Source organism: Streptococcus mitis (assembly GCF_047460035.1).
Classification (GTDB): Bacteria; Bacillota; Bacilli; order Lactobacillales; family Streptococcaceae; genus Streptococcus; species Streptococcus mitis_DW.
This window is the reverse complement of the sequence record NZ_JASHHB010000002.1, coordinates 61124-84342: the sequence shown is the minus strand read 5'-3', so window position 1 is coordinate 84342 and position 23219 is coordinate 61124. Positions and strand designations below refer to the sequence as shown.

The following is a 23219-nucleotide window of genomic DNA, read 5'->3' as shown; positions in this document are numbered from 1 at the left end:
GAATGAACTAATACCGGAACAAATCTTTCAAATACTGGCTAATTCAATTTGCGTAGCAGAAATCATACAAATGAAATTGATTATAGTAAAATAGGATTAGAAATCTTAAGAAAGTTGGTTCTTTATTGGAAACGATAGTATTTTCAATCTCCGTTTTTTTAGCAGGGATCTTGTCCTTCTTTTCCCCTTGTATATTCCCTCTGTTACCTGTTTATACTGGAATTTTGCTGGATGATCAGGAAAGCGCAAAAAGCTTTTCTTTATTTGGGAGAAAGGTTGCCTGGTCAGGTCTGATTCGAACTCTTTGCTTTATCGCAGGCATTTCACTCATTTTCTTTATCTTAGGATTTGGTGCTGGTTACTTTGGTAATATTCTCTATGCCAATTGGTTTCGCTATACCATGGGAACAATTATTATCATTTTAGGCCTTCACCAGATGGAAATTTTTCATTTTAAGAAATTAGAGGTTCAAAAAAGCTTTACTTTTAAGAAATCAGAAGCTAATCGTTATTGGTCAGCCTTTTTACTCGGTATTACCTTCAGCTTTGGTTGGACGCCTTGTATTGGTCCAGTTTTAAGTTCTGTTTTAGCGCTTGCGGCTTCTGGAGGCAATGGTGCTTGGCAAGGAGCTATCTATACTCTTATTTACACTCTGGGGATGGCCATTCCTTTCTTGGTTTTGGCTCTAGCTTCAGGTGTAGTAATGCCTTGTTTTAGTAAAATCAAACGTCATATGATGCTACTAAAGAAAATTGGTGGTTTCCTTATTATTTTAATGGGAATTTTGTTACTATTAGGACAAGTAAATGTTCTAGCTGGAATTTTTGAATAAAGGAGAAAAAGATGAAAAAAATAATGTTTGCTGGTTTAAGCCTCTTGTCATTAGTCGTATTGATGGCCTGTGGTGAGGAAGAAACTAAAAAGACTCAAGCTCCACAACAATCCCCAAAACAGCAACAACAAACGCCTGTACAACAAATTGCTGTTGGGAAAGAGGCGCCAGATTTTACCTTGCAATCAATGGATGGCAAAGAAGTGAAGTTATCTGATTATAAGGGTAAAAAGGTTTATTTGAAGTTTTGGGCTTCATGGTGTGGTCCATGTAAAAAAAGTATGCCTGAGTTGATGGAATTAGCTGCAAAACCAGATCGCGATTTCGAAATTCTTAGTGTTATTGCACCAGGAATTCAAGGTGAAAAAACTGTAGAGCAATTCCCACAATGGTTCCAAGATCAAGGTTATAAGGATATCCCAGTTCTTTATGACACAAAAGCAACAACCTTCCAAGCTTATCAAATCCGAAGCATTCCTACAGAATACTTGATTGATAGTCAAGGAAAGATTGGAAAGATTCAATTTGGTGTTATCAGCAACTCGGATGCAGAAGCAGCCTTTAAAGAAATGAAATAGAATCGATAAAAATCTGATTACAAGATGTAGTCAGATTTTTTTAGGAAAATGTTTTATAAATATTCACAAATATCCTATATTTATGGTAAAATAGAATCATCATTTTATTTTGGAGTCAAAGATGAATATATTTAGAACAAAAAATGTTAGTTTGGATAAAACGGAGATGCACAGGCATTTGAAGTTATGGGATTTGATTTTGCTGGGTATCGGAGCCATGGTAGGGACAGGTGTCTTTACAATAACAGGTACTGCAGCCGCAACTCTAGCGGGTCCAGCCCTAGTGATTTCAATCGTCATTTCTGCCTTGTGTGTAGGATTATCAGCCCTCTTTTTTGCAGAATTTGCTTCACGAGTACCCGCTACAGGTGGTGCCTACAGCTATCTCTATGCTATTTTAGGAGAATTCCCAGCTTGGTCGGCTGGTTGGTTAACCATGATGGAATTCATGACAGCCATATCTGGTGTGGCTTCGGGTTGGGCAGCTTATTTTAAAGGCTTGCTCTCTCAATATGGGATAGCCCTTCCTCAGGCTTTAAATGGTACCTTTAATCCTCAAGCAGGGACATTTGTTGATTTATTGCCTATTCTTGTCTTGGTATTGGTGACCTCACTTGTTTTACTCAATGCTAAAGCAGCATTACGTTTTAATTCTATTCTAGTGATTTTGAAATTTTCCGCTTTAGCTCTCTTTATTTTGGTGGGAATTTGGCATATCAAGCTTGATAATTGGAGCAATTTTGCTCCTTATGGTTTTGGACAAATCTATGGTGCTAGTACTGGTATTATGGCTGGTGCGTCCTTAATGTTCTTTGGATTTTTAGGCTTCGAATCCATCTCTATGGCTGTAGATGAGGTCAAGACTCCTCAAAAAAATATTCCTAGAGGGATTGTCTTATCGCTTTCTATCGTAACCATTCTTTATGCCTTGGTGACGCTTGTCTTAACTGGTGTGGTCCATTATAGCCATCTAAATGTCGACGATGCCGTTGCCTTTGCCCTTCGTAGCGTTGGGATCAGTTGGGCAGCCAACTATGTATCATTAGTTGCTATCTTAACCTTGATTACGGTTTGTATCTCAATGACTTATGCCCTATCTCGTATGATTTACAGTTTAGCGCGTGACGGATTGATGCCTGCCGCCTTTAAAGAATTAACAAAGACTAGCAAGGTACCAAAGAATGCTACTATCTTGACCGGTCTAGCTTCAGCAGTAGCAGCAGGAATGTTCCCTCTTGCTAGTATCGCAGCCTTCTTAAATATTTGTACCTTGGCCTACTTGATCATGCTGGCTTATGGTCTGATTCGCTTACGGAAAGAAAAAGGAATGCCCAAAGCTGGAGAATTTAAAACACCATTGGTACCTCTGTTACCGATTTTATCAATCATCATTTGTTTATCCTTTATGTTGCAGTATAATATGGAAACTTGGATTGCTTTCCTAGTTGCATTGTTAGTAGGAAGTATTATTTACTTTACTTATGGTTATAAGCATTCTACCATAGAAGAATAAAGTGAGAATCTGTTGAGTTATTGGAACTTAGCAGATTTTTATATGTGAAAGAAATTTCAAATTTTTTCTAAAAATAGCTTGACAGATTAAATTTTTAGGAGTAGAATGTTTACCAGTTAATTAAATAGTTAAGGGGTTGTTTATGAAAAAACAGAGTTTATTTTTAGTATTGTTAAGTATCTTTCTTTTGTGTTTAGGGGCTTGTGGCCAAAAGGAAAGTCAGACTGGGAAAGGGATGAAAATTGTGACCAGTTTTTATCCTATCTACGCTATGGTCAAGGAAGTATCTGGTGACTTGAATGATGTTCGGATGATTCAGTCAAGTAGTGGAATTCACTCCTTTGAACCTTCGGCAAATGATATCGCAGCTATCTATGATGCAGATGTCTTTGTTTACCATTCTCATACGCTCGAATCTTGGGCAGGAAGTCTAGATCCCAATCTTAAAAAATCCAAAGTGAAGGTTTTAGAGGCTTCAGAGGGAATGACTTTAGACCGCGTCCCAGGGCTAGAAGATGTGGAAGCAGGGGACGGAGTTGATGAAAAAACGCTCTATGATCCTCACACTTGGCTAGATCCTGAAAAAGCTGGTGAAGAAGCCCAGATTATCGCTGATAAACTTTCAGAGGTGGATAGTGAACATAAAGAAACTTATCAAAAAAATGCGGAAACCTTTATCAAAAACGCTCAGGAACTAACTAAGAAATTCCAACCTAAATTTGAAAAAGCGAGTCAGAAGACTTTTGTAACACAACATACAGCCTTTTCTTATCTAGCTAAGAGATTTGGACTTAATCAACTTGGAATCGCTGGTATCTCTCCAGAACAAGAACCAAGTCCAAGACAACTAACAGAAATTCAGGAATTTGTTAAGACCTATAAGGTTAAAACGATTTTTACAGAAAGTAATGCTTCTTCAAAAGTAGCTGAAACTCTTGTCAAATCAACAGGTGTGGGTCTTAAAACTCTGAATCCTTTAGAGGCAGACCCACAAAATGACAAGACCTATCTAGAAAATCTTGAAGAAAATATGAGTGTTTTAGCAGAAGAATTGAAATGAGGAGATTATGAAAATCAATAAAAAATATGTAGCGGGTTCGGTGGCAGTCCTTGCCATAAGCGTTTGTTCCTATGAACTTGGTCGTTACCAAGCTGGTCAAGTTAAGAAAGATTCTAATCGAGTAGCTTATATAGATGGTGATCAGGCTGGTCAAAAAGCAGAGAACTTGACACCTGATGAAGTCAGTAAGAGAGAGGGAATCAACGCCGAACAAATTGTTATCAAGATTACGGATCAAGGTTATGTGACTTCTCATGGAGATCATTATCATTACTATAATGGCAAGGTTCCTTATGACGCTATCATCAGTGAAGAACTGCTGATGAAAGATCCGAATTATCAGTTGAAGGATGCAGATATTGTCAATGAAATCAAGGGTGGTTATGTAATTAAGGTAGACGGTAAATACTATGTTTACCTCAAGGATGCCGCCCATGCGGACAATATTCGTACAAAAGAAGAGATTAAACGTCAGAAACAGGAACATAGTAGTAATCACGGGGGTGGTTCTAACGATCAGGCAGTAGTTGCAGCCAGAGCTCAAGGACGCTATACAACGGATGATGGTTATATCTTTAACGCATCTGATATCATCGAAGATACGGGTGATGCTTATATTGTTCCTCATGGCAATCACTTCCACTATATTCCGAAGAGTGATTTGTCTGCCAGTGAATTAGCTGCCGCCCAAGCCTTCTTATCTGGAAAAGGCGGTCAATTAAGTACGGTTGAATATCGTTCTAGTAGAGCTGAAACAAGATCTAGTGTGAGAACGAGTCAATCTGAGACTCCTCAAAATCCTGCAACAGCTCCTGAAAGTCAAAGTGAGGATTTAGCTAGTCTTCTTCAAGAATTATACGCTTTGCCACTTAGCCAACGTCATGTGGAGTCTGATGGCTTGGTATTTGACCCAGCACAGATTACAAAACGTACTGCCAATGGTGTGGCAGTTCCTCACGGAGATCATTTCCATTTCATTCCTTATTCGCAAATGTCTGCCTTGGAAGAAAAATTGGCTCGAAATCTACCAATTGGAGGTCAGCCAGTTCAAAGTCATTCTAATAATACGAAACCAAGCAGTCCTGAGAAAACAAGTTCAACACCAAGTTCAACCATTAAACCAAACTTTAATCTCAATACGCCGGCACCGAATCGAGCAACTGGAGGTGCCTATACAACGGATGATGGGTATGTCTTTAGTCCGACAGATGTGATTGAAGATACAGGTGACGCTTTTGTTGTACCGCACGGCAATCATTTCCACTATATACCTAAGAGTGATTTGTCTGCAGGAGAATTGGCTGCTGCCCAAGCTTATTGGAATGGTAAACAGTCTCATTCTGCTACAAGTTCAAGTAAACCAAGTAGTGATAATGCTAAACCAGTCCAACCAAGTTTGACAGAGACTCCAAACCTGACTGTCACCCCAACATATCATCAAAATCAAGGGGAAGATATCCCAACACTTTTAAGTGAATTGTATGCCAAACCTTTATCAGAACGCCATGTAGAATCTGATGGATTAGTCTTTGATCCGGCACAAATCATCAAACGTACAGCTAACGGTGTAGCAGTGCCTCACGGAGACCATTATCACTTTATCCCTTACTCCCAAATGTCCCCTTTGGAAGAAAAATTAGCTCGTATGATAGCTGTCAAGGGACAAAATGGCAATGTTTTGCCAAGCGTCACTCCACTGAAGCCAGCGCCTACTACCAAACCTCAAGCGCCAGCGGAAAATAAAACGACTGAATTTGATGTCAACCAGGTTGTTAGAAAAGTTGGCGACGGATATATTATAGAGGATAAGGGCGTTAGTCGTTATGTTCTTGCTAAAGATTTGGCCAAGGATAAGATTGATACTATTGAAAATCTCTTGTCTAAGAAAACTCAAGAGACACATGCGCTAGTTGCGAAGAAAGAAAATGTCGCTCCTCGTGACCAAGAATTTTATGATAAAGCATATAATTTATTGGCCAAGGCTCATAAAGCCTTATCTGAAAATAAAGGTCGCGTTTCTGATTTCCAAGCCTTAGACAAATTAGCGGAACGCTTGAACGATGAATCTTCTAATAAAGGAAAATTGGTAGATGATTTATTGGCATTCCTAGCACCAATTACCCATCCAGAGCGACTTGGCAAACCAAATGCTCAAATTGCTTATACAGACGATGAAATTAAATTAGCGAAATTAGCAGGCAAGTACACAACAGAAGATGGTTATATCTTTGACACTCGTGATATTACCAGTGATGAGGGAGATGCTTATGTAACTCCGCATATGACCCATAGTCATTGGATTAAGAAAGAGAGCTTGTCTGAAGCTGAAAGAGTGGCAGCTCAGGCTTATGCTAAAGAGAAAGGTTTGATACCTCCTTCAACAGAGAATCAGGGTTCAGGAAATACTGAGGTTAAAGGAGTAGAAGCAATCTATAATAAAGTGAAAGCAGCTAAGAAGGTCCCACTTGATCATATTCCTTACAATCTACAACATACTGTTGAAGTTAAAAATGGTAGCTTAATTATACCTCATTACGACCATTATCATAACATTAAATTTGGTTGGTTTGACGAAGGACTCTATGAAGCACCTAAGGGTTATAGCCTTGAGGATCTCTTTGCGACTGTAAAATATTATGTTGAACATCCTGAAGAACGTCCTCACTCAGATAATGGTTGGGGAAATGCCAGCGACCATGTTCGTAAAAATAAGGCAGACAAAGACAGTAAATCTGATGAAGATAAGGAAGATCATCATGAATCAGTCGAGTCAACCCGTCCTGAATCCAATGAAAAAGAAAATCATACAGGTTCAACCCCTTCAGTAGATAATCTTTATAAACCGAGCACTGATGAAGACGAGACAGAAGAAGTATCTAAAGATACAACAGACGAAGCTGAAGTACCTCAAGTAGAAACCGAAAAAGTAGAAGCCAAACTCAAAGAAGTAGAAGCTCTACTTGCTGAAGTAACGGATGCTAGTTTGAAAGACAATGTGACAGAGAGCCTATCTGGTTTACGAAATAATCTGAGTCTCCAAACCATGGATAATAATGGCATTATGGCAGAAGCAGAAAAATTACTTGCTTTGTTAAAAGGTAGTGAGTCAGTTACGACGAAACCAGCAGTATAAACTTTATACTATAAATCAAAATGATGTAAGAGTCAGTAGCAATACTGGCTTTTATTTTTTAAAATGATATAAAAATCTTGACAGATAAGCTTAAAAAAGGTAAACTATTTACTGGTTAATTAATTGGTTAAATAACCAGTTGAGAAAAACTGTTTAACCGAGAAAAAGAAGTTAAGAAATAGCTTCATCATTTATTGAAATGAGGGATTTATGAAATTCAATAAAAAATATATAGCAGCTGGATCAGCTGTTATCGTATCCTTGAGTCTTTGCGCTTATGCACTGAACCAGCATCGATCGCAGGAAAACAAGGACAATAATCGTGTCTCTTATGTGGATGGCAGCCAGTCAAGTCAGAAAACTGAAAACCTGACACCAGACCAGGTTAGCCAAAAAGAAGGAATTCAGGCTGAGCAAATTGTCATTAAGATTACAGATCAGGGCTATGTGACGTCACACGGTGACCACTATCATTACTATAATGGTAAAGTTCCTTATGATGCCCTCTTTAGTGAAGAACTTCTGATGAAGGATCCAAACTATCAACTTAAGGACGGAGATATTGTCAATGAGGTCAAGGGTGGCTATATCATCAAGGTCGATGGAAAATATTATGTCTACCTGAAAGATGCAGCTCATGCTGATAATGTTCGAACCAAGGATGAAATCAATCGTCAAAAACAAGAACATGTCAAAGATAATGAGAAGGTCAGCTCAGATGTTGCTGTAGCAAGATCTCAGGGACGCTATACGACAGATGATGGCTATGTCTTTAATCCAGCTGATATTATCGAAGATACGGGTGATGCTTATATCGTTCCTCATGGAGGTCACTATCACTATATTCCAAAAAGTGATTTGTCTTCTAGTGAGTTAGCAGCAGCAAAAGCTCATTTAGCTGGCAAAAATACGCAACCAAGTCAGTTAAGCTATTCTTCAACAGCTAGTGATAATGACACGCAATCTGTAGCACAAGGCTCAACTAGCAAGCCAGCGAATAAAGCTGAAAATCTCCAAAGTCTTTTGAAAGAACTCTATGATTCACCTAGTGACCAACGTTACAGTGAATCAGACGGTCTGGTTTTTGACCCTGCTAAGATTATCAGCCGTACGCCAAATGGAGTTGCGATTCCGCATGGCGATCATTATCACTTTATTCCTTACAGCAAGCTCTCTCCTTTAGAAGAAAAGATTGCTAGAATGGTGCCTATCGGTGGAACTGGTTCTACGGTCTCTACAAATGAAAAACCTCATGGAGTAGCGTCTAGTCTAGGAAGTCTTCCAAGCAGTCCATCTACTTTGAATCATCCTTCCTTGCTTACAAATAAGGCTATCTCTTCAACATCTGATGGTTATATCTTTAATTCTAAAGATATTGTCGAAGAAACTGCTACAGCTTATATTGTAAGACATGGCGATCATTTCCATTACATTCCTAAGGCGAACCAAATTGGTCAACCGACTCTTCCAAACAATGGCCTAACAACACCTTCGCCATCTCTTCCAGTCAATCCTGGTGTTTCACATGAGGAACATGAAGAAGGTGGACACGGCTTTGATGCTAATCGTATTATTGCGGAAGATGAATCAGGATTTATCATGAGTCATGGTGACCACAATCATTACTTCTTCAAGAAGGATTTGACTGCTGATCAAATCAAGGCCGCACAAGACCACTTGAAAGGGGCAAATACAGCAACACCAAATCCAGCTCATGATGATGAACACGATAAAGATAATCACGATCACCATCATGGTGAAGACCATGATCACGGTTTTGATGCTAATCGTGTCATAAGTGAGGATGATCAAGGCTTTATTATGAGTCATGGTGATCATAACCATTACTTCTTCAAGAAGGATTTGACTGCTGATCAAATCAAGGCAGCGCAAGACCACTTGAAAAGTGCAAATACAGCAACACCAAATCCAGCTCATGATGACGATCACGATGAAGATCATCATGGACACCATCATGATGAAGACCATGATCACGGTTTTGATGCTAATCGTGTCATCAGTGAGGATGAGCAAGGCTTTATTATGAGTCATGGTGATCATAACCATTACTTCTTCAAGAAGGATTTGACTGCTGATCAAATCAAGGCAGCGCAAGACCACTTGAAAGGTGCAAATACAGCAACACCAAATCCAGCTCATGATGACGATCACGATGAAGATCATCATGGACACCATCATGATGAAGACCATGATCACGGTTTTGATGCCGATCGTGTCATAAGTGAAGATGATCAAGGCTTTGTCATGAGTCATGGTGACCACAATCATTACTTCTTCAAGAAGGACTTGACAGCAGAGCAAATTAAGGCAGCGCAAGACCACTTGAAAGGTGCAAATACAGCAACACCAAATCCAGCTCATGATGACGATCACGATGAAGATCATCATGGACACCATCATGATGAAGACCATGATCACGGTTTTGATGCCGATCGTGTCATAAGTGAAGATGATCAAGGCTTTGTCATGAGTCATGGTGACCACAATCATTACTTCTTCAAGAAGGACTTGACAGCAGAGCAAATTAAGGCAGCGCAAGACCATCTGAAAACACATCATGATGCAGAACCTGTAAAACCTCTTGCTAAAACGGTAGAGTCTTTCTCAAGAGATGCTAGCGATGAAGAAAAAATTGCTTATATTTCTAAGACCTACGGAGTTCCACTTGAAGCTATTAGAATTTCAAACGGCTTCTTTGTCTTTGGAAATCCAGACCAAGCCTACGATCCAACTCATATCCATCCATATGCTGTTCGTAAAGAACACGTTCGGATTCCTCTTCAAACTGGCAATCCAGAACTTGATTTCTTAAATGAACTCTATACCACTGCTTTGCGAGATGGTGTGTCTCCTTATAGTTTACAGGTAGAAAATGGTAGTTTTGTGATTCCTCATGGCGACCACAATCACTACATCAAGGTTCAAACGAAGGGATATGAAGTGGCTTTGAAAAACAAGATTCCAGCCCTACAATCCAATTATCAACCTGGAGCTTTTGATGAGAAGGCAGTCTTGGAGAAAGTAGATCAACTTCTAGCTGATAGCAGAAGTATCTACAAAGACAAGCCTATCGAACAAAGACAGATTGAGTTAGCCTTAGGTCAGTTTACTGAAAATATGAAGAAACTGGCAACTAACTCTACAGCAGGTTATCTTGCAACACTTGAACTCTTTGATAAGCAATATATCCATATTGATGAAAGTGTCAAACCTGTTGAAACAAGTGCTTTAGATAAGAAATATCAGGCCTTGATTGATAAAATCAATACTCTGGATACGGACACTTATGGACTTCCTAAGAAAGACCTACTCGTTCGACTCCAAGAAGCTAAGTTAGCTAAAGATGAGGCCGGTTTAGCAGCGGTTGAATCACAACTTCAAGCCTTGCAAGACTTTAATGATCGAACAGGTGTTACAACTGTAGAATACATCAAGTATTTCTACGAACACGTAAATGACGGTCGTTTGAATGATGAACTACGAAACAAAGTGGCTCAGTTGACTTGGACCCTGTATCAATCTCAATCCTTCCTAAAGGCAGCAGAATTGAACAAATTATTCCCAAGCATCTATCAGGCAAAACAAGAAGTGGAAGAAGCTTTGAAAGCTCAACCAACTACTGCTAAATCGACTCAGACAGTTCTAGATACTGAAAAAGTTGATAATCAAACTGCCAAGACAGCTATTTATGGCTTCTTGAAAGAATTGTACGGAGACTTTATGCCTGAAGAACATGTCAATCATGTTAGCAAGGAAGAAGTAGAAAGTCTTTTGAGCAAGGCAAATCAACTCTTGGAACAAATCCAAGAAGAAGGAATCAGACAATCCTTAGCAGAAGAAGTAGAAAATCTCAAAGTTGCTACAAACAAGGCTGATGCAGACTTGGATGAAGTAAACAGTCAGGTGAAAGATGTCTTGACTCGTATCGCTAGCGCCCTTCAACAAGAAAAGGATAATGCTGAGCAAGATCCTCAGACACTTGTACTCTATCAAAAACTTTACGATATTCTTATGTCGCTTCACGCTTACTTAGAAAACAATAAGGGTTCTGATGCCGACTTTGATAAGGTGGATGCTCTACTAGATCAACTTTCTGCTAAGAGTAAAGATAAGGCTGCTTTACTTGAATTGACAAAAGCTATTCTGGTCTTGAATCAAGAAATCAAGTCTAAATCAAGAGCAAGTGAAGAAGCAACTCCAGCAACAAAAGCTGAATCGAATGCTGATAGCACAAGTGCAGAGAATCAACCAATTGCAAGTACAGCAACCGAAGCACCAGTAGCATCTGAATCTAACAGTGAAACTGCTAGCGACGAAAGCAAACCAAGCAACACAACAGATTCTAAACCTGCTGAATCAACTTCAGAAAAGGAAACAACAGAATCTACAACAAGTACTGGAAATCAAGAAAAACCAGCATAATAAAAAGAAAGGCGAAGTAGCTGAGCTACCTCGTCTTTTTAGTCTTTATAAGCTACGATACCAATAATGGTATCAACTGCACGTTCCATTGTCTGAAGGCTGACGTATTCAAAACGTCCGTGCATATTTTCTCCTCCTGCAAAGATATTAGGAGTTGGGATTCCCATAAAGGAAATCTTAGAGCCGTCTGTCCCTCCACGGATTGGTTCGATTATAGGAGTGATCCCCAAATCTTCCATAACGGCTTTAGCAACGGTAACTGGAGTCATGTCTTTTTCAATTACTTCTTTCATATTGTAGTACTGGTCTGTCAAGTTTAGGGTGACACGGTCGCTACTAAGTTCTTGATTCATCTTATCAGCGATTGACTGCATAGCTGCTTTACGCGCTTCAAAGGCATCTTTTTCAAAATCACGAATGATGTAGCTTGCACGCGCCTCCTCGACACTACCTGTCACATCCATTAGATGGTAGAAGCCTTGGTAACCTTCAGTTAACTCAGGTCTGTCATTCTCTGGAAGTTGATTGTGAAAATCAATTGCTAGCTGAAGGGCATTGACCATCTGACCTTTGGCGGTACCAGGGTGGACATTGCGTCCTTGGAAATGCAATTCAGCACCCGCTGCTGAAAAGGTCTCGTACTGAAGTTCACCTAGTGGGCCACCATCAACTGTGTAGGCAAAATCAACATCAAAATCTTCTGCATCAAATTTATTAGCACCAACACCGATTTCTTCATCTGGACCAAAACCAACACGAATCTCACAGTGTTTGATTTCAGGGTGAGCAGTTAGATATTCAATAGCAGTCATAATTTCAGCAATCCCTGACTTGTCATCAGCACCTAGCAAGGTTGTTCCATCGGTTGTGATGAGCGTTTGTCCTGGATATTTCTCAAGACTCTTAAAGTCAGCTGAATCGAGTTTGAAACCAGAATTCCCTAGTTCAATCACACCACCATCGTAGTTTTCAATTACCTGTGGATTGACTCCTTCGGCATTAAAGTCAGCAGTATCCATGTGAGATATAAAGCCAATTTTTCGTGTTAAAGATGGATCATTGGCTGGCAAGGTCCCAATTGCAAAACCATTTGGTAGATAATAAACATTTTGTAGTCCAACACGTTTCATTTCAGGAATAAGAACATTGGTTGCGAAATCCACCTGACTCTGCGTACTTGGAGTAGTAGTAGAGTGTTCATCAGAGCGCGTGTTGACCTTAACGTAGGTCAAGAAGCGGTCCAAGAGATTTGGATAAGTCATAAAAAACTCCTTTTGAATTCATTTTTTCCATTGTATCATAGAAAAGAGAGAAAAACAAAAGACAGAAGTTAGGGAAATTCGCTATGTTGGCGTTTACTTATTAATGGATAAATGATAAAATAAACTTGATAAAAATATCACAAGGAAGCGATTATGAAAAAAGCAATTTTAATGATGACTTTCGGTTCGCCAGAAGAGATTACCTTTGAAGGTGTGGCTGATTTTTTCACAAATATTCGTCGTGGAGTGAGACCTCAAGACCACGAAATTCAGACTCTCTATGATAATTATGTACGAATTGGCGGCACGCCTCTGCAAAAAATTACCCGAGAAGAGGTTGCCTTGGTAGAAGCTAGGCTGGGGAATGAGTATAGTGTTTATTTTGCTAATAAGTTTTCTAGACCCTTTATCCCAGATGTAATAGGTCAGATGGAAGCAGACGGAATCGAGCAGTGTATTTGCTTGATTTTGGAGCCCCATTATTCTTTTTACTCTGTCATGGGATACGAGAAATTTTTAGAAAGCAAACAAATTAAATTTTTAGTTATCAAGGACTGGTATCAAGAAGAAGCGCTCTTAAACTATTGGGCAGATGAAATTGCTAAGATTTTAAAAGAAGAAGTAAAGCAGGATAGCTTTAAAGTCATCTTTTCAGCCCATAGTGTGCCCATTTTTGCCTTGGATTTTGGTGACCCCTATATCGACCAAATTTTCGAAAATAGCAAGCTAGTCGCTGAAAAACTAGGTTTGAGTTCTGAGCAATATACTAATACTTGGCAAAGTGAAAGTGATATCGGTATTCCATGGATTAAGCCAGATGTCTTAGAGTATCTCAGAGAACGGAAAGAACATCCAGACCATTATATTTTTGTTCCTATCAGCTTCATTAGCGAGCATATTGAAGTCTTGTTTGACAATGATGTGGAATGTTATGACTTATGTCAGGAATTTGGTGTAAACTACCATCGTCCACCAATGCCAAATACAGATTCTCGTTTGATTGATGCCTTGGTTAATACAGTCAGAGCTAATGAGGACAAAGAGTTTAAGGAATTTCTCCCAGAAGAAGAAACCTTTGATGAGTTAGTTCCTTCAGATGAGACGAAAAATATCTTGGCCGAATCTCAAGATTTACAAATGCCAGAATTTGTGAAAAAATTGATTGAGAAAAAAGGTCGGGAAAATGTTAAGATGCCTTATCTTATTAAGAAAATGCTTGAGAAAGCAGGTAAGTTACCAAAAGAGTAAAGAAAAAAGGATTTAGCTTTGCGCTAGATCCTTTTAATCGATTATTTTTTCTCAAGAAGAGCTTTGATTTCTTGAAGTACTTCCAATTCAGTTGGTCCAGCTGGAGCTTCTTCAACAGTTTCTTCTTTCTTAGTAAGGCTTTGGGCTTTTTCCATAGCTTTAATAACGAAGAAGAGAACAGTACCTACAACAAGGAAGTTGATAATAGCACTCAAGAATTTACCATATGTAACACCATTCCATGCAAGCTCAGCGATATTTTGTACTTTCGCAGCTTCCAAGGCTGGGTTCAATAGTAGAGGAGTGATGATATCGTTAACGAATGAAGTTACGATAGCACCAAAAGCAGAGGCAATAATCACACCGACAGCAAGGTCAACAACATTACCACGAAGCAAAAATGCTTTAAGATCTTTTAACATTTTCATAATTCCTTTCCAAAATTTTTACTCTTGATTATATATTAATTAAGAAGTTCTTGCAAGCAATATGCTTAATTTTTTCTTATTTTTTAAAAATAAATACCTTACTAAAAATATAATTGAGGATAATTATCAAGAATTGTGAAATAACGGTTTCAATACTATTAACCTTGTCTATATTATTATTTACAAATTGTCCGATAATATTAGGAAACTGAGTTACAAAGATAAAAGTTAAAAACAAGTCTAAAAGAAAAGTAGAAAGACGTGCTATAGTAAATTTTACTAAACGAATTGACCAATTCTCTCTAGCTTGCTTAAAGACAAGCCTATCATTTGTAATAAATGCAAATAGGATACCGATACTATTTGCTAGTCCAGTAGCAAGGAGTTCTCTATGAGTTAGTTGATAAATGACTAATCTAGATAGAATGGAGACAAGAGTAGTTGCTATTCCAAAAAAAAGATAGGCTAAGAGCTCATTCACGAAGAGACTTTCAATGCGTTTTTTCATGCTTTAAGTATAGCATAAAGCAGGCTATTGTGCTATACTAGTAAGGTTGAATAAAGCAACCCTTGGTGCTTAGCTTCTTTCACCAAGCATATTACACGCGGATAATCCGCTAAAGGAGAAAAGATGAAAAAATTAACTATTCGTGATGTTGCAGATATCGCAATCGTCGCTGCTATCTATGTCGTTTTGACTGTCACACCGCCCCTAAATGCCATTAGCTATGGTGCTTATCAGTTCCGTATTTCAGAAATGATGAACTTTATGGCTTTTTACAATCCTAAGTACATCATCGGAGTTACCATCGGTTGTATGATTGCTAATTTCTTTAGCTTCGGACTCCTAGATGTCTTTGTTGGTGGTGGATCAACCTTGGTATTCCTCAGTTTAGGTGTTTGGCTTTTTGCAAAATACAGCAAAGATTACCTCTTTAACGGATTAATTCGAAAAGATCATTTCTTCTTTTCAATTCTCTTTTCAATTTCTATGTTTACTATCGCTGCCGAGTTGAATATCGTAGCGCAATTACCATTTTTCCTTACTTGGTTTACAACAGGGATTGGTGAATTTGCCTCATTGATTATTGGAGCGATTATTATTGGTAAAATTGGTCGTCGAATCGATTTAACTAAATAGAACCAGAAAAGCTAGGTAGCTATTACCTGGCTTTTTCTTATGGAAAATATCTAAGGAAACTTGACAAGATTTTCTAACTATAGTATACTTTTTAGGTAAGCTGATTTAGCTCAGTTGGCAGAGCGCATCCATGGTAAGGATGAGGTCGCCGGTTCAATCCCGGCAATTAGCATAAAATAGACAGAAAAGCCCTTGATTTACAAGGGTTTTTGTTATGTATGCATCAAATGTTTCAAAGATATTTCTATTCAGCTGTGTAAATGAAACTAAAAAGTTTCGTCTGTTGACAAAAGTCATTCTCTTTAGTAGAATAGTAGATGCGATGAGTCGATAGGTAGTCTTCGGACTACTATTGAGCATAAGGAGGTCATAACGCAGGAGCGGACCTTGATGAGTTGTGTGAACCTGCTCATCACATGAAGATGCCTCTTAGTCCCTAGTCTAGCGACTGGGGATTTTTATTTTCCAAAAAATGATGAAAAAGCTTTGCAATTCATGGAAAAAGTAGTATAATACATCTATTATAGAAATTTTTAGAAAATTCCGAAAGAGGTTATTTATGGGATATACAGTTGCTGTAGTCGGCGCGACAGGTGCTGTCGGAGCTCAGATGATAAAAATGTTGGAAGAATCAACACTTCCAATCGATAAAATCCGTTACCTTGCTTCTGCTCGTTCAGCAGGCAAGACTTTGAAATTTAAAGATCAAGATATTACAATTGAAGAAACGACTGAAACAGCTTTTGAAGGAATTGACATTGCTCTCTTTTCGGCAGGTGGTTCTACATCAGCTAAGTATGCACCATACGCAGTAAAAGCTGGCGCGGTAGTAGTAGATAATACATCTTACTTCCGTCAAAATCCAGATGTTCCTTTGGTTGTTCCAGAGGTCAATGCTCATGCACTTGATGCCCACAACGGGATTATTGCTTGCCCTAACTGTTCAACAATCCAAATGATGGTGGCGCTTGAACCTGTCCGTCAAAAATGGGGCTTGAATCGTATCATCGTTTCAACTTACCAAGCCGTCTCAGGTGCTGGTATGGGAGCAATTCTTGAGACACAACGTGAACTTCGTGAAGTCTTGAATGATGGTGTAACCCCACGTGATTTGCATGCGGAAATCTTGCCTTCAGGTGGGGATAAGAAACATTATCCTATCGCCTTCAATGCTCTTCCACAAATTGATGTCTTCACTGAAAATGATTACACTTACGAAGAGATGAAGATGACTAAGGAAACTAAGAAAATTATGGAAGATGATAGCATTGCAGTGTCTGCAACATGTGTGCGTATTCCAGTCTTGTCAGCTCACTCTGAGTCTGTTTACATCGAAACAAAAGAAGTGGCTCCAATTGAAGAAGTAAAAGCAGCTATCGCAGCCTTCCCAGGCGCTGTCCTTGAAGATGATGTCGCTCATCAAATTTATCCGCAAGCCATCAATGCAGTGGGATCGCGTGATACCTTTGTTGGTCGTATCCGTAAAGACTTGGATGCTGAAAAAGGAATCCACATGTGGGTTGTTTCAGATAACCTTCTCAAAGGTGCTGCTTGGAACTCAGTTCAGATTGCTGAAACTCTTCACGAACGTGGCTTGGTTCGTCCAACGGCCGAATTGAAATTTGAATTAAAATAGTCATAACGTTTAGGAGTTCAGATGAACTCCTTCTTTAAAATAGAGAGGTGTTTCTCATGTCTTATAAAGATTTAAAAGAGTGTAAAATCATCACAGCCTTTATTACCCCCTTCCATGAGGATGGTTCCATCAACTTCGATGCTATTCCAGCCTTGATTGAGCATTTATTGGACCATCATACGGATGGAATTCTTCTCGCAGGGACCACTGCTGAGAGTCCAACCTTGACCCATGATGAGGAGTTGGAACTGTTTGCGGCTGTACAAAAGATTGTCAATGGACGTGTGCCTTTGATTGCGGGTGTGGGTACCAATGATACGCGTGACTCTATCGAGTTTGTCAAAGAAGTAGCAGAATTTGGTGGTTTCGCAGCTGGGCTTGCTATTGTTCCTTACTACAACAAACCTTCTCAAGAAGGAATGTATCAGCACTTTAAAGCGATTGCAGATGCTTCGGACCTACCAATTATTATCTATAACATTCCAGGTCGTGTGGTTGTCGAATTGACTCCAGAAACCATGCTTCGTTTGGCTGACCATCCAAATATTATTGGTGTCAAAGAATGTACTAGCTTGGCTAATATGGCTTACTTGATTGAGCACAAACCTGAAGAATTCTTGATTTATACAGGTGAGGATGGAGATGCTTTCCATGCCATGAACCTTGGTGCTGACGGGGTTATTTCTGTTGCATCCCATACAAATGGGGATGAAATGCACGAGATGTTTACTGCCATTGCAGAAAGTGATATGAAGACAGCAGCAGCTATTCAGCGCAAGTTCATTCCTAAGGTTAATGCCCTCTTCTCATATCCAAGTCCTGCTCCAGTTAAAGCTGTTCTTAACTATATGGGATTTGAAGCTGGCCCAACACGCTTACCTCTAGTTCCAGCACCAGAAGAAGATGCCAAACGCATTATCAAGGTTGTCGTAGATGGCGACTACGAAGCGACTAAGGCAACTGTAACAGGTGTCCTAAGACCAGATTATTAATGAAGGCTAAAAAATCCATGACCGTATGAAGGATCATGGATTTTCTTATTTTCCTAAACAGAATTGACTAAAAAGTTGGGTGATAAGTTCATCAGGAGCCGCATCTCCAGTGATTTCTCCGAGGATTTCCCAAGTACGAGTCAAGTCAACTTGAAGCAAGTCAACTGGCATTCCCAGTTCAAGACCTTCATTAACAGCTTGTAGGCTTTCAACGGCCTTCTCAATCAAGGAAATGTGACGGGCATTTGACAAGTAAGTAGCATCTTGTTCAACCAAACCAGCATTTTCAAAGAAGAGGTTGTTGATTCGCTCTTCAATCTTGTCGATGTTTTGGTTTTTAAGGACTGAAATACGAATAACGTCTTCAGGGAGTTCCGAAGTTTCAATCACTTCAGGCAGGTCGGTTTTATTTAGAAGTATAATTCGGTTGGTATCCTGACTGATTTCTAAGAGTTGTCTGTCTTGGGCGGTCAGTGGCTCGCTAGCATTTAGCACTAGCAGAACTAAGTCGGCTTCCTTAAGAGCTTTTTTCGAACGCTCAACTCCGATTTGTTCCACGATGTCATCCGTTTCGCGGATACCAGCTGTGTCAATCAATTTTAGAGGAACACCGTTGATGTTGACGTATTCTTCAATGACATCACGTGTTGTCCCAGCGATATCTGTTACGATAGCCTTGTCCTCACGTAAGAGGTTGTTGAGAAGGCTTGATTTCCCAACGTTGGGGCGTCCGATGATAGCTGTTGAAATTCCCTCACGGAGGATTTTACCGCGACGTGCTGTTCTAAGGAGATTGGTTAGTAATTGTTCAAACTCCATAGTCTTCTCTCGGATAACAGCAGTAGTGGCTTCCTCAACATCGTCGTACTCAGGATAATCAATATTAACCTCGACTTGGGCAAGTGTGTTAAGGATTTCTTGACGGGTATTATTGATAAGATCAGAAAGGGAACCATCAAGTTGTTTGACCGCGATGTTCATGGCCTTGTCTGTCTTGGCGCGGATGATATCCATGACCGCCTCAGCCTGAGTCAAGTCTACACGACCGTTTAAAAAGGCACGTTTAGTAAATTCACCAGGTTCAGCCAATCGAGCTCCTTCACGGATAGCTAGCTGGAGAATCTCATTGGTCACCGCAATCCCACCGTGGGTGTTAATCTCGATAATATCTTCACGAGTGAAGGTTTTTGGAGATTTCATGGCTCCAACCATGACTTCGTCCATGACTTTACTAGTCAGAGGATCAACAATGTGACCGTAGTTGAGAGTGTGGCTGGCAACCTTGTTCAAGTCTTTTCCTTTATAAATCTTTTGCGCAATAGCAAAACTTTCTGTTCCGCTCAGGCGGACAATACCAATAGCCCCTTCGCCTAGTGGAGTAGAGATAGCAGCGATGGTATCAAATTCACGTGTAATCATAATATTTCCTTTAATTAATAGCTCTTTTCTTGGAAATTTTCCCAAGTCTCTTTTCAAATTGTAACAAATTTAGGCTATTTCTTCAATGGATGCTACTTGGAGATTGAAAAAGCCTAAGCAATTCTGCTTAAGCTAGATTATTTGGTGCGCATTTCACCTTGAGGGAAGTAAGTTCCTTCTGGCATGTCGTTGATGATGACATGGACAGCAGATTGAGGGGCTCCAGTGTTGCGAACAACAGCTTCTGTTACTTCCTTAGCAAGAGCCTTCTTTTGCTCGAGCGTGCGTCCTTCAAATAAATCGATGCGTACAAATGGCATAATAACTTCCTCCGCTAGTTTTTGATTTCTTCTATTTTACCACATTTTGCCGTTTAAAGCTTAAGAAAATTATGATATACTAGAATGTAGCAAAAATTTAGAAATGGACGTGAAGCAAGAAACATGGCACAGTTGTATTATCGTTATGGGACCATGAACTCTGGTAAGACAATCGAGATTCTTAAAGTAGCCTATAACTATGAGGAGCAAGGAAAAGGTGTTGTGATTATGACCTCGGCTCTGGATACGCGTGACGGTGTTGGCTATGTGTCGAGTCGAATTGGCATGAAACGCCCTGCCATTGCGATTGAGGAAACAACTGATATCTTCGGCTATATCCGTGATTTACCCGAAACACCTTACTGTGTGTTGGTCGATGAAGCCCAGTTTCTCAAGCGTCACCATGTTTACGACCTAGCTCGTGTTGTTGATGAGTTAGACATACCTGTCATGGCTTTTGGCTTGAAAAATGACTTTCGTAATGAACTATTCGAAGGTTCCAAATATCTCTTGCTCTTAGCAGACAAGATTGACGAAATCAAAACCATCTGTCAGTATTGTAAGAAAAAGGCGACTATGGTGTTGCGAACACAGGATGGACTGCCCGTTTATGATGGTGAGCAGATCCAAATCGGTGGAAATGAAACCTATATCTCGGTTTGTCGTAAACATTATTTTGCGCCTGAAATTAATAAGGAGAATGAAGAAAAATGAACATCTATGATCAACTACAAGCTGTAGAAGACCGTTATGAAGAATTAGGAGAGTTGCTCAGTGACCCTGATGTCGTTTCAGACACCAAGCGTTTCATGGAGCTTTCAAAAGAAGAAGCTTCAACTCGTGACACTGTAACAGCTTACCGTGAATACAAACAAGTCCTTCAAAACATCGTTGATGCCGAAGAGATGATTAAGGAATCAGGTGGAGACGCGGACTTGGAAGAAATGGCCAAGCAAGAGCTCAAAGATGCCAAGGCTGAAAAAGAAGAATACGAAGAAAAACTGAAAATCTTGCTCCTTCCAAAGGATCCAAACGATGACAAGAATATCATCCTTGAAATCCGTGGCGCCGCTGGTGGAGACGAAGCAGCACTTTTCGCTGGAGATTTGCTAACCATGTACCAAAAGTATGCTGAAGCTCAGGGATGGCGCTTTGAAGTTATGGAAGCTTCTATGAATGGTGTAGGTGGTTTCAAAGAAGTGGTTGCCATGGTTTCAGGTCAATCTGTTTACTCTAAACTCAAGTACGAATCAGGTGCCCACCGTGTGCAACGTGTTCCTGTGACAGAAAGCCAAGGTCGTGTCCATACATCAACTGCCACAGTCCTTGTCATGCCTGAAGTACAAGAAGTAGAATACGATATTGATCCAAAAGACCTTCGTGTTGACATCTATCACGCCTCTGGTGCTGGTGGACAGAACGTCAATAAGGTTGCGACTGCCGTTCGTATCGTTCACTTGCCAACCAATATCAAGGTTGAGATGCAGGAAGAACGTACTCAGCAGAAGAACCGTGAGAAGGCCATGAAAATCATTCGTGCGCGTGTTGCTGACCACTTTGCTCAGATTGCACAAGATGAACAAGACGCTGAGCGTAAGTCAACAATCGGTACTGGTGACCGTTCAGAACGGATTCGTACTTATAACTTCCCACAAAACCGTGTTACAGACCACCGTATTGGATTGACCCTCCAAAAACTAGATACGATTTTATCTGGTAAATTGGACGAAGTTGTGGATGCCTTGGTTCTTTATGACCAAACACAAAAATTAGAAGAATTAAACAAATAATGAAATTAGCTCAATTATTTTCAGATTTTGAAGAAGAGTTGATAAGACAAGGAGAGGAAGCTGAAAGCCTCTCTTTTGTCTATCGTAGCCTGAAAAATCTTTCTTTTACAGATTTTGTCTTTGCCCTCCAGCAAGAGGTAAACAAGGAAGAAAAACAATTTGTAAAAGGAATTTTCCAACAGTTAGCAGCTCATAAACCAGCCCAGTATATCATTGGTCATGCAGATTTTTATGGAATGCAGCTAAAAGTGGATGAGCGTGTTTTGATTCCTCGTCCAGAGACTGAGGAGCTGGCTGAGCTTATCCTGGCTGAGAATCCTGAGACGAATCTTTCAGTTCTGGATATTGGAACAGGTAGTGGAGCTATTGCTCTCGCTCTAGCAAAAAACAGACCAGATTGGTCAGTGACAGCAGCGGATATTTCCCAAGATGCTTTAGATTTAGCTAACGAAAATGCTAAAAATCAAAATCTTCAAATATTTTTAAAAAAATCTGACTGTTTTACAGAAATTTCTGAAAAATATGATATAATTGTTTCCAATCCACCCTATATCTCTCGTGAAGATGAGTCAGAGGTCGGCTTGAATGTTTTGCATTCGGAGCCTCATCTAGCTCTCTTTGCAGACGAAGATGGCCTAGCTATTTACCGTAAAATTGCGGAAGATGCAAAGTACCATCTTAAGGATGGTGGTAAGATTTACCTTGAAATTGGATACAAGCAAGGTCAAAGTGTTCCTGATCTTTTTAGGAAAAATCTTCCTGAAAAACGAGTACGAACACTTAAGGACCAATTTGATCAAGATAGGATGGTTGTGGTTGATGATGGACAGGATTAGAAAAGAGTTGGAAAAGGGCGGAGCTGTTGTTCTTCCTACAGAGACAGTTTACGGTCTCTTTGCCAAGGCTCTAGACGAAAAAGCAGTTGATCATGTATACCAGCTCAAACGTCGTCCAAGAGACAAGGCACTAAATCTTAATATCGCCTCTCTAGAGGACATCTTGAACTTTTCTAAGAATCAGCCATCTTATCTGCAAAAACTTGTAGAGACCTTTTTGCCAGGTCCCTTGACCCTTATTCTTGAAGCAAATGACAGAGTTCCCTATTGGGTCAATTCTGGTCTTGCAACTGTTGGATTTCGGATGCCTAGTCATCCCATTACCCTTGATTTGATTCGAGAGACAGGTCCCTTGATTGGGCCGTCTGCTAATATCTCAGGTCATGCAAGTGGAGTGACCTTTGCTCAAATTCTAGAGGATTTTGACCAAGAGGTTTTGGGGCTAGAAGACGATGCTTTTCTAACTGGACAGGATTCAACTATTTTGGACTTGTCTGGAGACAAGGTGAAAATCTTACGCCAAGGGGCGATTAAACGAGAAGATATTCTTGCTCGGTTGCCAGAGATTTCTTTTGAGGAGGCATGAG

General features: G+C 39.8%; 19 protein-coding genes, 1 tRNA gene and 1 riboswitch. Of the genes, 15 read left to right on the top strand and 5 right to left on the bottom strand.

Annotated features, from left to right (window positions below):
- Positions 1-125: 125 nt before the first annotated feature.
- From ccdA2 to QM956_RS02210, 6 genes are all read left to right on the top strand, one after another.
- Positions 126-833: a thiol-disulfide oxidoreductase-associated membrane protein CcdA2 gene (gene ccdA2 / locus QM956_RS02235; protein ID WP_153199072.1), complete on the top strand. Its 708-nt coding sequence runs from the start codon at positions 126-128 to the stop codon at positions 831-833.
- Positions 834-844: 11 nt separating this feature from the next.
- Complete coding sequence (gene sdbB, locus QM956_RS02230; RefSeq protein WP_261020500.1) at positions 845-1411, top strand: thiol-disulfide oxidoreductase-associated lipoprotein SdbB; 567 nt, start codon at positions 845-847, stop codon at positions 1409-1411.
- A 121-nt stretch (positions 1412-1532) separates the two neighbouring features.
- The gene (locus QM956_RS02225) at positions 1533-2924 is read left to right on the top strand and encodes an APC family permease (RefSeq protein ID WP_414302164.1); all 1392 of its coding nucleotides are present in this window, start codon (positions 1533-1535) and stop codon (positions 2922-2924) included.
- Between the two features lie 142 nt (positions 2925-3066).
- Positions 3067-3984 (top strand): zinc-binding lipoprotein AdcAII, encoded by a 918-nt coding sequence (gene adcAII, locus QM956_RS02220; RefSeq protein WP_045611728.1) that lies wholly within the window; start codon positions 3067-3069, stop codon positions 3982-3984.
- A 7-nt stretch (positions 3985-3991) separates the two neighbouring features.
- Positions 3992-7117 (top strand): pneumococcal-type histidine triad protein, encoded by a 3126-nt coding sequence (locus QM956_RS02215; RefSeq protein WP_414302163.1) that lies wholly within the window; start codon positions 3992-3994, stop codon positions 7115-7117.
- Between the two features lie 210 nt (positions 7118-7327).
- Complete coding sequence (locus QM956_RS02210) at positions 7328-11560, top strand: pneumococcal-type histidine triad protein (RefSeq protein ID WP_414302162.1); 4233 nt, start codon at positions 7328-7330, stop codon at positions 11558-11560.
- 38 nt (positions 11561-11598) lie between these two features.
- Here QM956_RS02210 and pepT read toward each other — a convergent pair whose 3' ends face one another.
- Positions 11599-12822, bottom strand: coding sequence for a peptidase T (gene pepT / locus QM956_RS02205; protein WP_125454501.1), 1224 nt, complete (start codon positions 12820-12822; stop codon positions 11599-11601).
- 153 nt (positions 12823-12975) lie between these two features.
- On the opposite strand from pepT, the gene hemH reads away from it, so the two are divergent.
- Complete coding sequence (gene hemH, locus QM956_RS02200; protein ID WP_125454502.1) at positions 12976-14070, top strand: ferrochelatase; 1095 nt, start codon at positions 12976-12978, stop codon at positions 14068-14070.
- A 41-nt stretch (positions 14071-14111) separates the two neighbouring features.
- On the opposite strand, the gene mscL is transcribed toward hemH, so the two are convergent.
- Positions 14112-14492, bottom strand: coding sequence for a large conductance mechanosensitive channel protein MscL (gene mscL / locus QM956_RS02195; RefSeq protein WP_000910199.1), 381 nt, complete (start codon positions 14490-14492; stop codon positions 14112-14114).
- 82 nt (positions 14493-14574) lie between these two features.
- Positions 14575-15006: a GtrA family protein gene (locus QM956_RS02190; RefSeq protein ID WP_084888067.1), complete on the bottom strand. Its 432-nt coding sequence runs from the start codon at positions 15004-15006 to the stop codon at positions 14575-14577.
- Between the two features lie 28 nt (positions 15007-15034).
- A riboswitch (PreQ1 riboswitch) is annotated at positions 15035-15132 on the top strand.
- On the opposite strand from QM956_RS02190, the gene QM956_RS02185 reads away from it, so the two are divergent.
- The 4 genes from QM956_RS02185 to dapA all read left to right on the top strand — a co-directional run bounded on the left by QM956_RS02185 (position 15130) and on the right by dapA (position 18267).
- On the top strand, positions 15130-15639 hold the full coding sequence (locus QM956_RS02185; protein ID WP_078228402.1) for a QueT transporter family protein: 510 nt from the start codon (positions 15130-15132) through the stop codon (positions 15637-15639). It overlaps the preceding riboswitch by 3 nt.
- A 99-nt stretch (positions 15640-15738) precedes the next feature.
- Positions 15739-15811, top strand: a tRNA-Thr gene (locus QM956_RS02180).
- Positions 15812-16198: 387 nt separating this feature from the next.
- Positions 16199-17275 carry an aspartate-semialdehyde dehydrogenase gene (locus tag QM956_RS02175; protein WP_049544645.1) on the top strand — a complete coding sequence of 359 codons (1077 nt, stop codon included), beginning with the start codon at positions 16199-16201 and terminating at the stop codon, positions 17273-17275.
- A 56-nt stretch (positions 17276-17331) separates the two neighbouring features.
- Complete coding sequence (gene dapA, locus QM956_RS02170) at positions 17332-18267, top strand: 4-hydroxy-tetrahydrodipicolinate synthase (protein WP_261033499.1); 936 nt, start codon at positions 17332-17334, stop codon at positions 18265-18267.
- A 45-nt stretch (positions 18268-18312) separates the two neighbouring features.
- Here the strand turns inward: dapA and mnmE are convergent, their stop codons facing one another.
- Both mnmE and QM956_RS02160 read right to left on the bottom strand, forming a co-directional pair.
- A complete protein-coding gene (gene mnmE, locus QM956_RS02165; protein ID WP_261033516.1) occupies positions 18313-19686 on the bottom strand; it encodes a tRNA uridine-5-carboxymethylaminomethyl(34) synthesis GTPase MnmE in 1374 nt (457 codons plus the stop codon).
- 137 nt (positions 19687-19823) lie between these two features.
- Positions 19824-20006: a 4-oxalocrotonate tautomerase gene (locus QM956_RS02160; RefSeq protein WP_001117401.1), complete on the bottom strand. Its 183-nt coding sequence runs from the start codon at positions 20004-20006 to the stop codon at positions 19824-19826.
- A gap of 123 nt (positions 20007-20129) precedes the next feature.
- On the opposite strand from QM956_RS02160, the gene QM956_RS02155 reads away from it, so the two are divergent.
- Genes QM956_RS02155 through QM956_RS02140 form a run of 4 tightly spaced genes read left to right on the top strand, consistent with a single transcriptional unit; the run spans position 20130 to position 23218 of the window.
- Positions 20130-20720, top strand: a complete 591-nt coding sequence (locus tag QM956_RS02155; protein WP_203213190.1) for a thymidine kinase — start codon at positions 20130-20132, stop codon at positions 20718-20720.
- Entirely contained in the window at positions 20717-21796 is a 1080-nt protein-coding gene (prfA, locus tag QM956_RS02150) for a peptide chain release factor 1 (protein ID WP_261033548.1), read from the top strand. Before QM956_RS02155 ends, prfA begins: the two co-directional genes overlap by 4 nt.
- Positions 21796-22632 (top strand): peptide chain release factor N(5)-glutamine methyltransferase, encoded by an 837-nt coding sequence (gene prmC / locus QM956_RS02145; RefSeq protein ID WP_173267919.1) that lies wholly within the window; start codon positions 21796-21798, stop codon positions 22630-22632. The genes prfA and prmC overlap by 1 nt, the downstream gene beginning before the upstream one ends.
- Positions 22616-23218 carry an L-threonylcarbamoyladenylate synthase gene (locus tag QM956_RS02140; protein WP_173267918.1) on the top strand — a complete coding sequence of 201 codons (603 nt, stop codon included), beginning with the start codon at positions 22616-22618 and terminating at the stop codon, positions 23216-23218. The genes prmC and QM956_RS02140 overlap by 17 nt, the downstream gene beginning before the upstream one ends.
- The last annotated feature ends 1 nt before the right edge of the window (position 23219 follow it).

Excerpts from the sequence above, each read along its gene's own strand:
- QM956_RS02225 (WP_414302164.1), top strand. The coding sequence starts at position 1,533 with ATGAATATATTTAGAACAAAAAATGTTAGTTTGGATAAAACGGAGATG.
- sdbB (WP_261020500.1), top strand. The coding sequence starts at position 845 with ATGAAAAAAATAATGTTTGCTGGTTTAAGCCTCTTGTCATTAGTCGTA.
- pepT (WP_125454501.1), bottom strand. The coding sequence starts at position 12,822 with ATGACTTATCCAAATCTCTTGGACCGCTTCTTGACCTACGTTAAGGTC.
- prmC (WP_173267919.1), top strand. The coding sequence starts at position 21,796 with ATGAAATTAGCTCAATTATTTTCAGATTTTGAAGAAGAGTTGATAAGA.
- prfA (WP_261033548.1), top strand. The coding sequence starts at position 20,717 with ATGAACATCTATGATCAACTACAAGCTGTAGAAGACCGTTATGAAGAA.
- QM956_RS02215 (WP_414302163.1), top strand. The coding sequence starts at position 3,992 with ATGAAAATCAATAAAAAATATGTAGCGGGTTCGGTGGCAGTCCTTGCC.
- QM956_RS02185 (WP_078228402.1), top strand. The coding sequence starts at position 15,130 with ATGAAAAAATTAACTATTCGTGATGTTGCAGATATCGCAATCGTCGCT.
- QM956_RS02175 (WP_049544645.1), top strand. The coding sequence starts at position 16,199 with ATGGGATATACAGTTGCTGTAGTCGGCGCGACAGGTGCTGTCGGAGCT.
- QM956_RS02190 (WP_084888067.1), bottom strand. The coding sequence starts at position 15,006 with ATGAAAAAACGCATTGAAAGTCTCTTCGTGAATGAGCTCTTAGCCTAT.
- mnmE (WP_261033516.1), bottom strand. The coding sequence starts at position 19,686 with ATGATTACACGTGAATTTGATACCATCGCTGCTATCTCTACTCCACTA.
- adcAII (WP_045611728.1), top strand. The coding sequence starts at position 3,067 with ATGAAAAAACAGAGTTTATTTTTAGTATTGTTAAGTATCTTTCTTTTG.
- hemH (WP_125454502.1), top strand. The coding sequence starts at position 12,976 with ATGAAAAAAGCAATTTTAATGATGACTTTCGGTTCGCCAGAAGAGATT.
- QM956_RS02155 (WP_203213190.1), top strand. The coding sequence starts at position 20,130 with ATGGCACAGTTGTATTATCGTTATGGGACCATGAACTCTGGTAAGACA.
- mscL (WP_000910199.1), bottom strand. The coding sequence starts at position 14,492 with ATGTTAAAAGATCTTAAAGCATTTTTGCTTCGTGGTAATGTTGTTGAC.
- dapA (WP_261033499.1), top strand. The coding sequence starts at position 17,332 with ATGTCTTATAAAGATTTAAAAGAGTGTAAAATCATCACAGCCTTTATT.
- QM956_RS02160 (WP_001117401.1), bottom strand. The coding sequence starts at position 20,006 with ATGCCATTTGTACGCATCGATTTATTTGAAGGACGCACGCTCGAGCAA.
- QM956_RS02210 (WP_414302162.1), top strand. The coding sequence starts at position 7,328 with ATGAAATTCAATAAAAAATATATAGCAGCTGGATCAGCTGTTATCGTA.
- QM956_RS02140 (WP_173267918.1), top strand. The coding sequence starts at position 22,616 with ATGATGGACAGGATTAGAAAAGAGTTGGAAAAGGGCGGAGCTGTTGTT.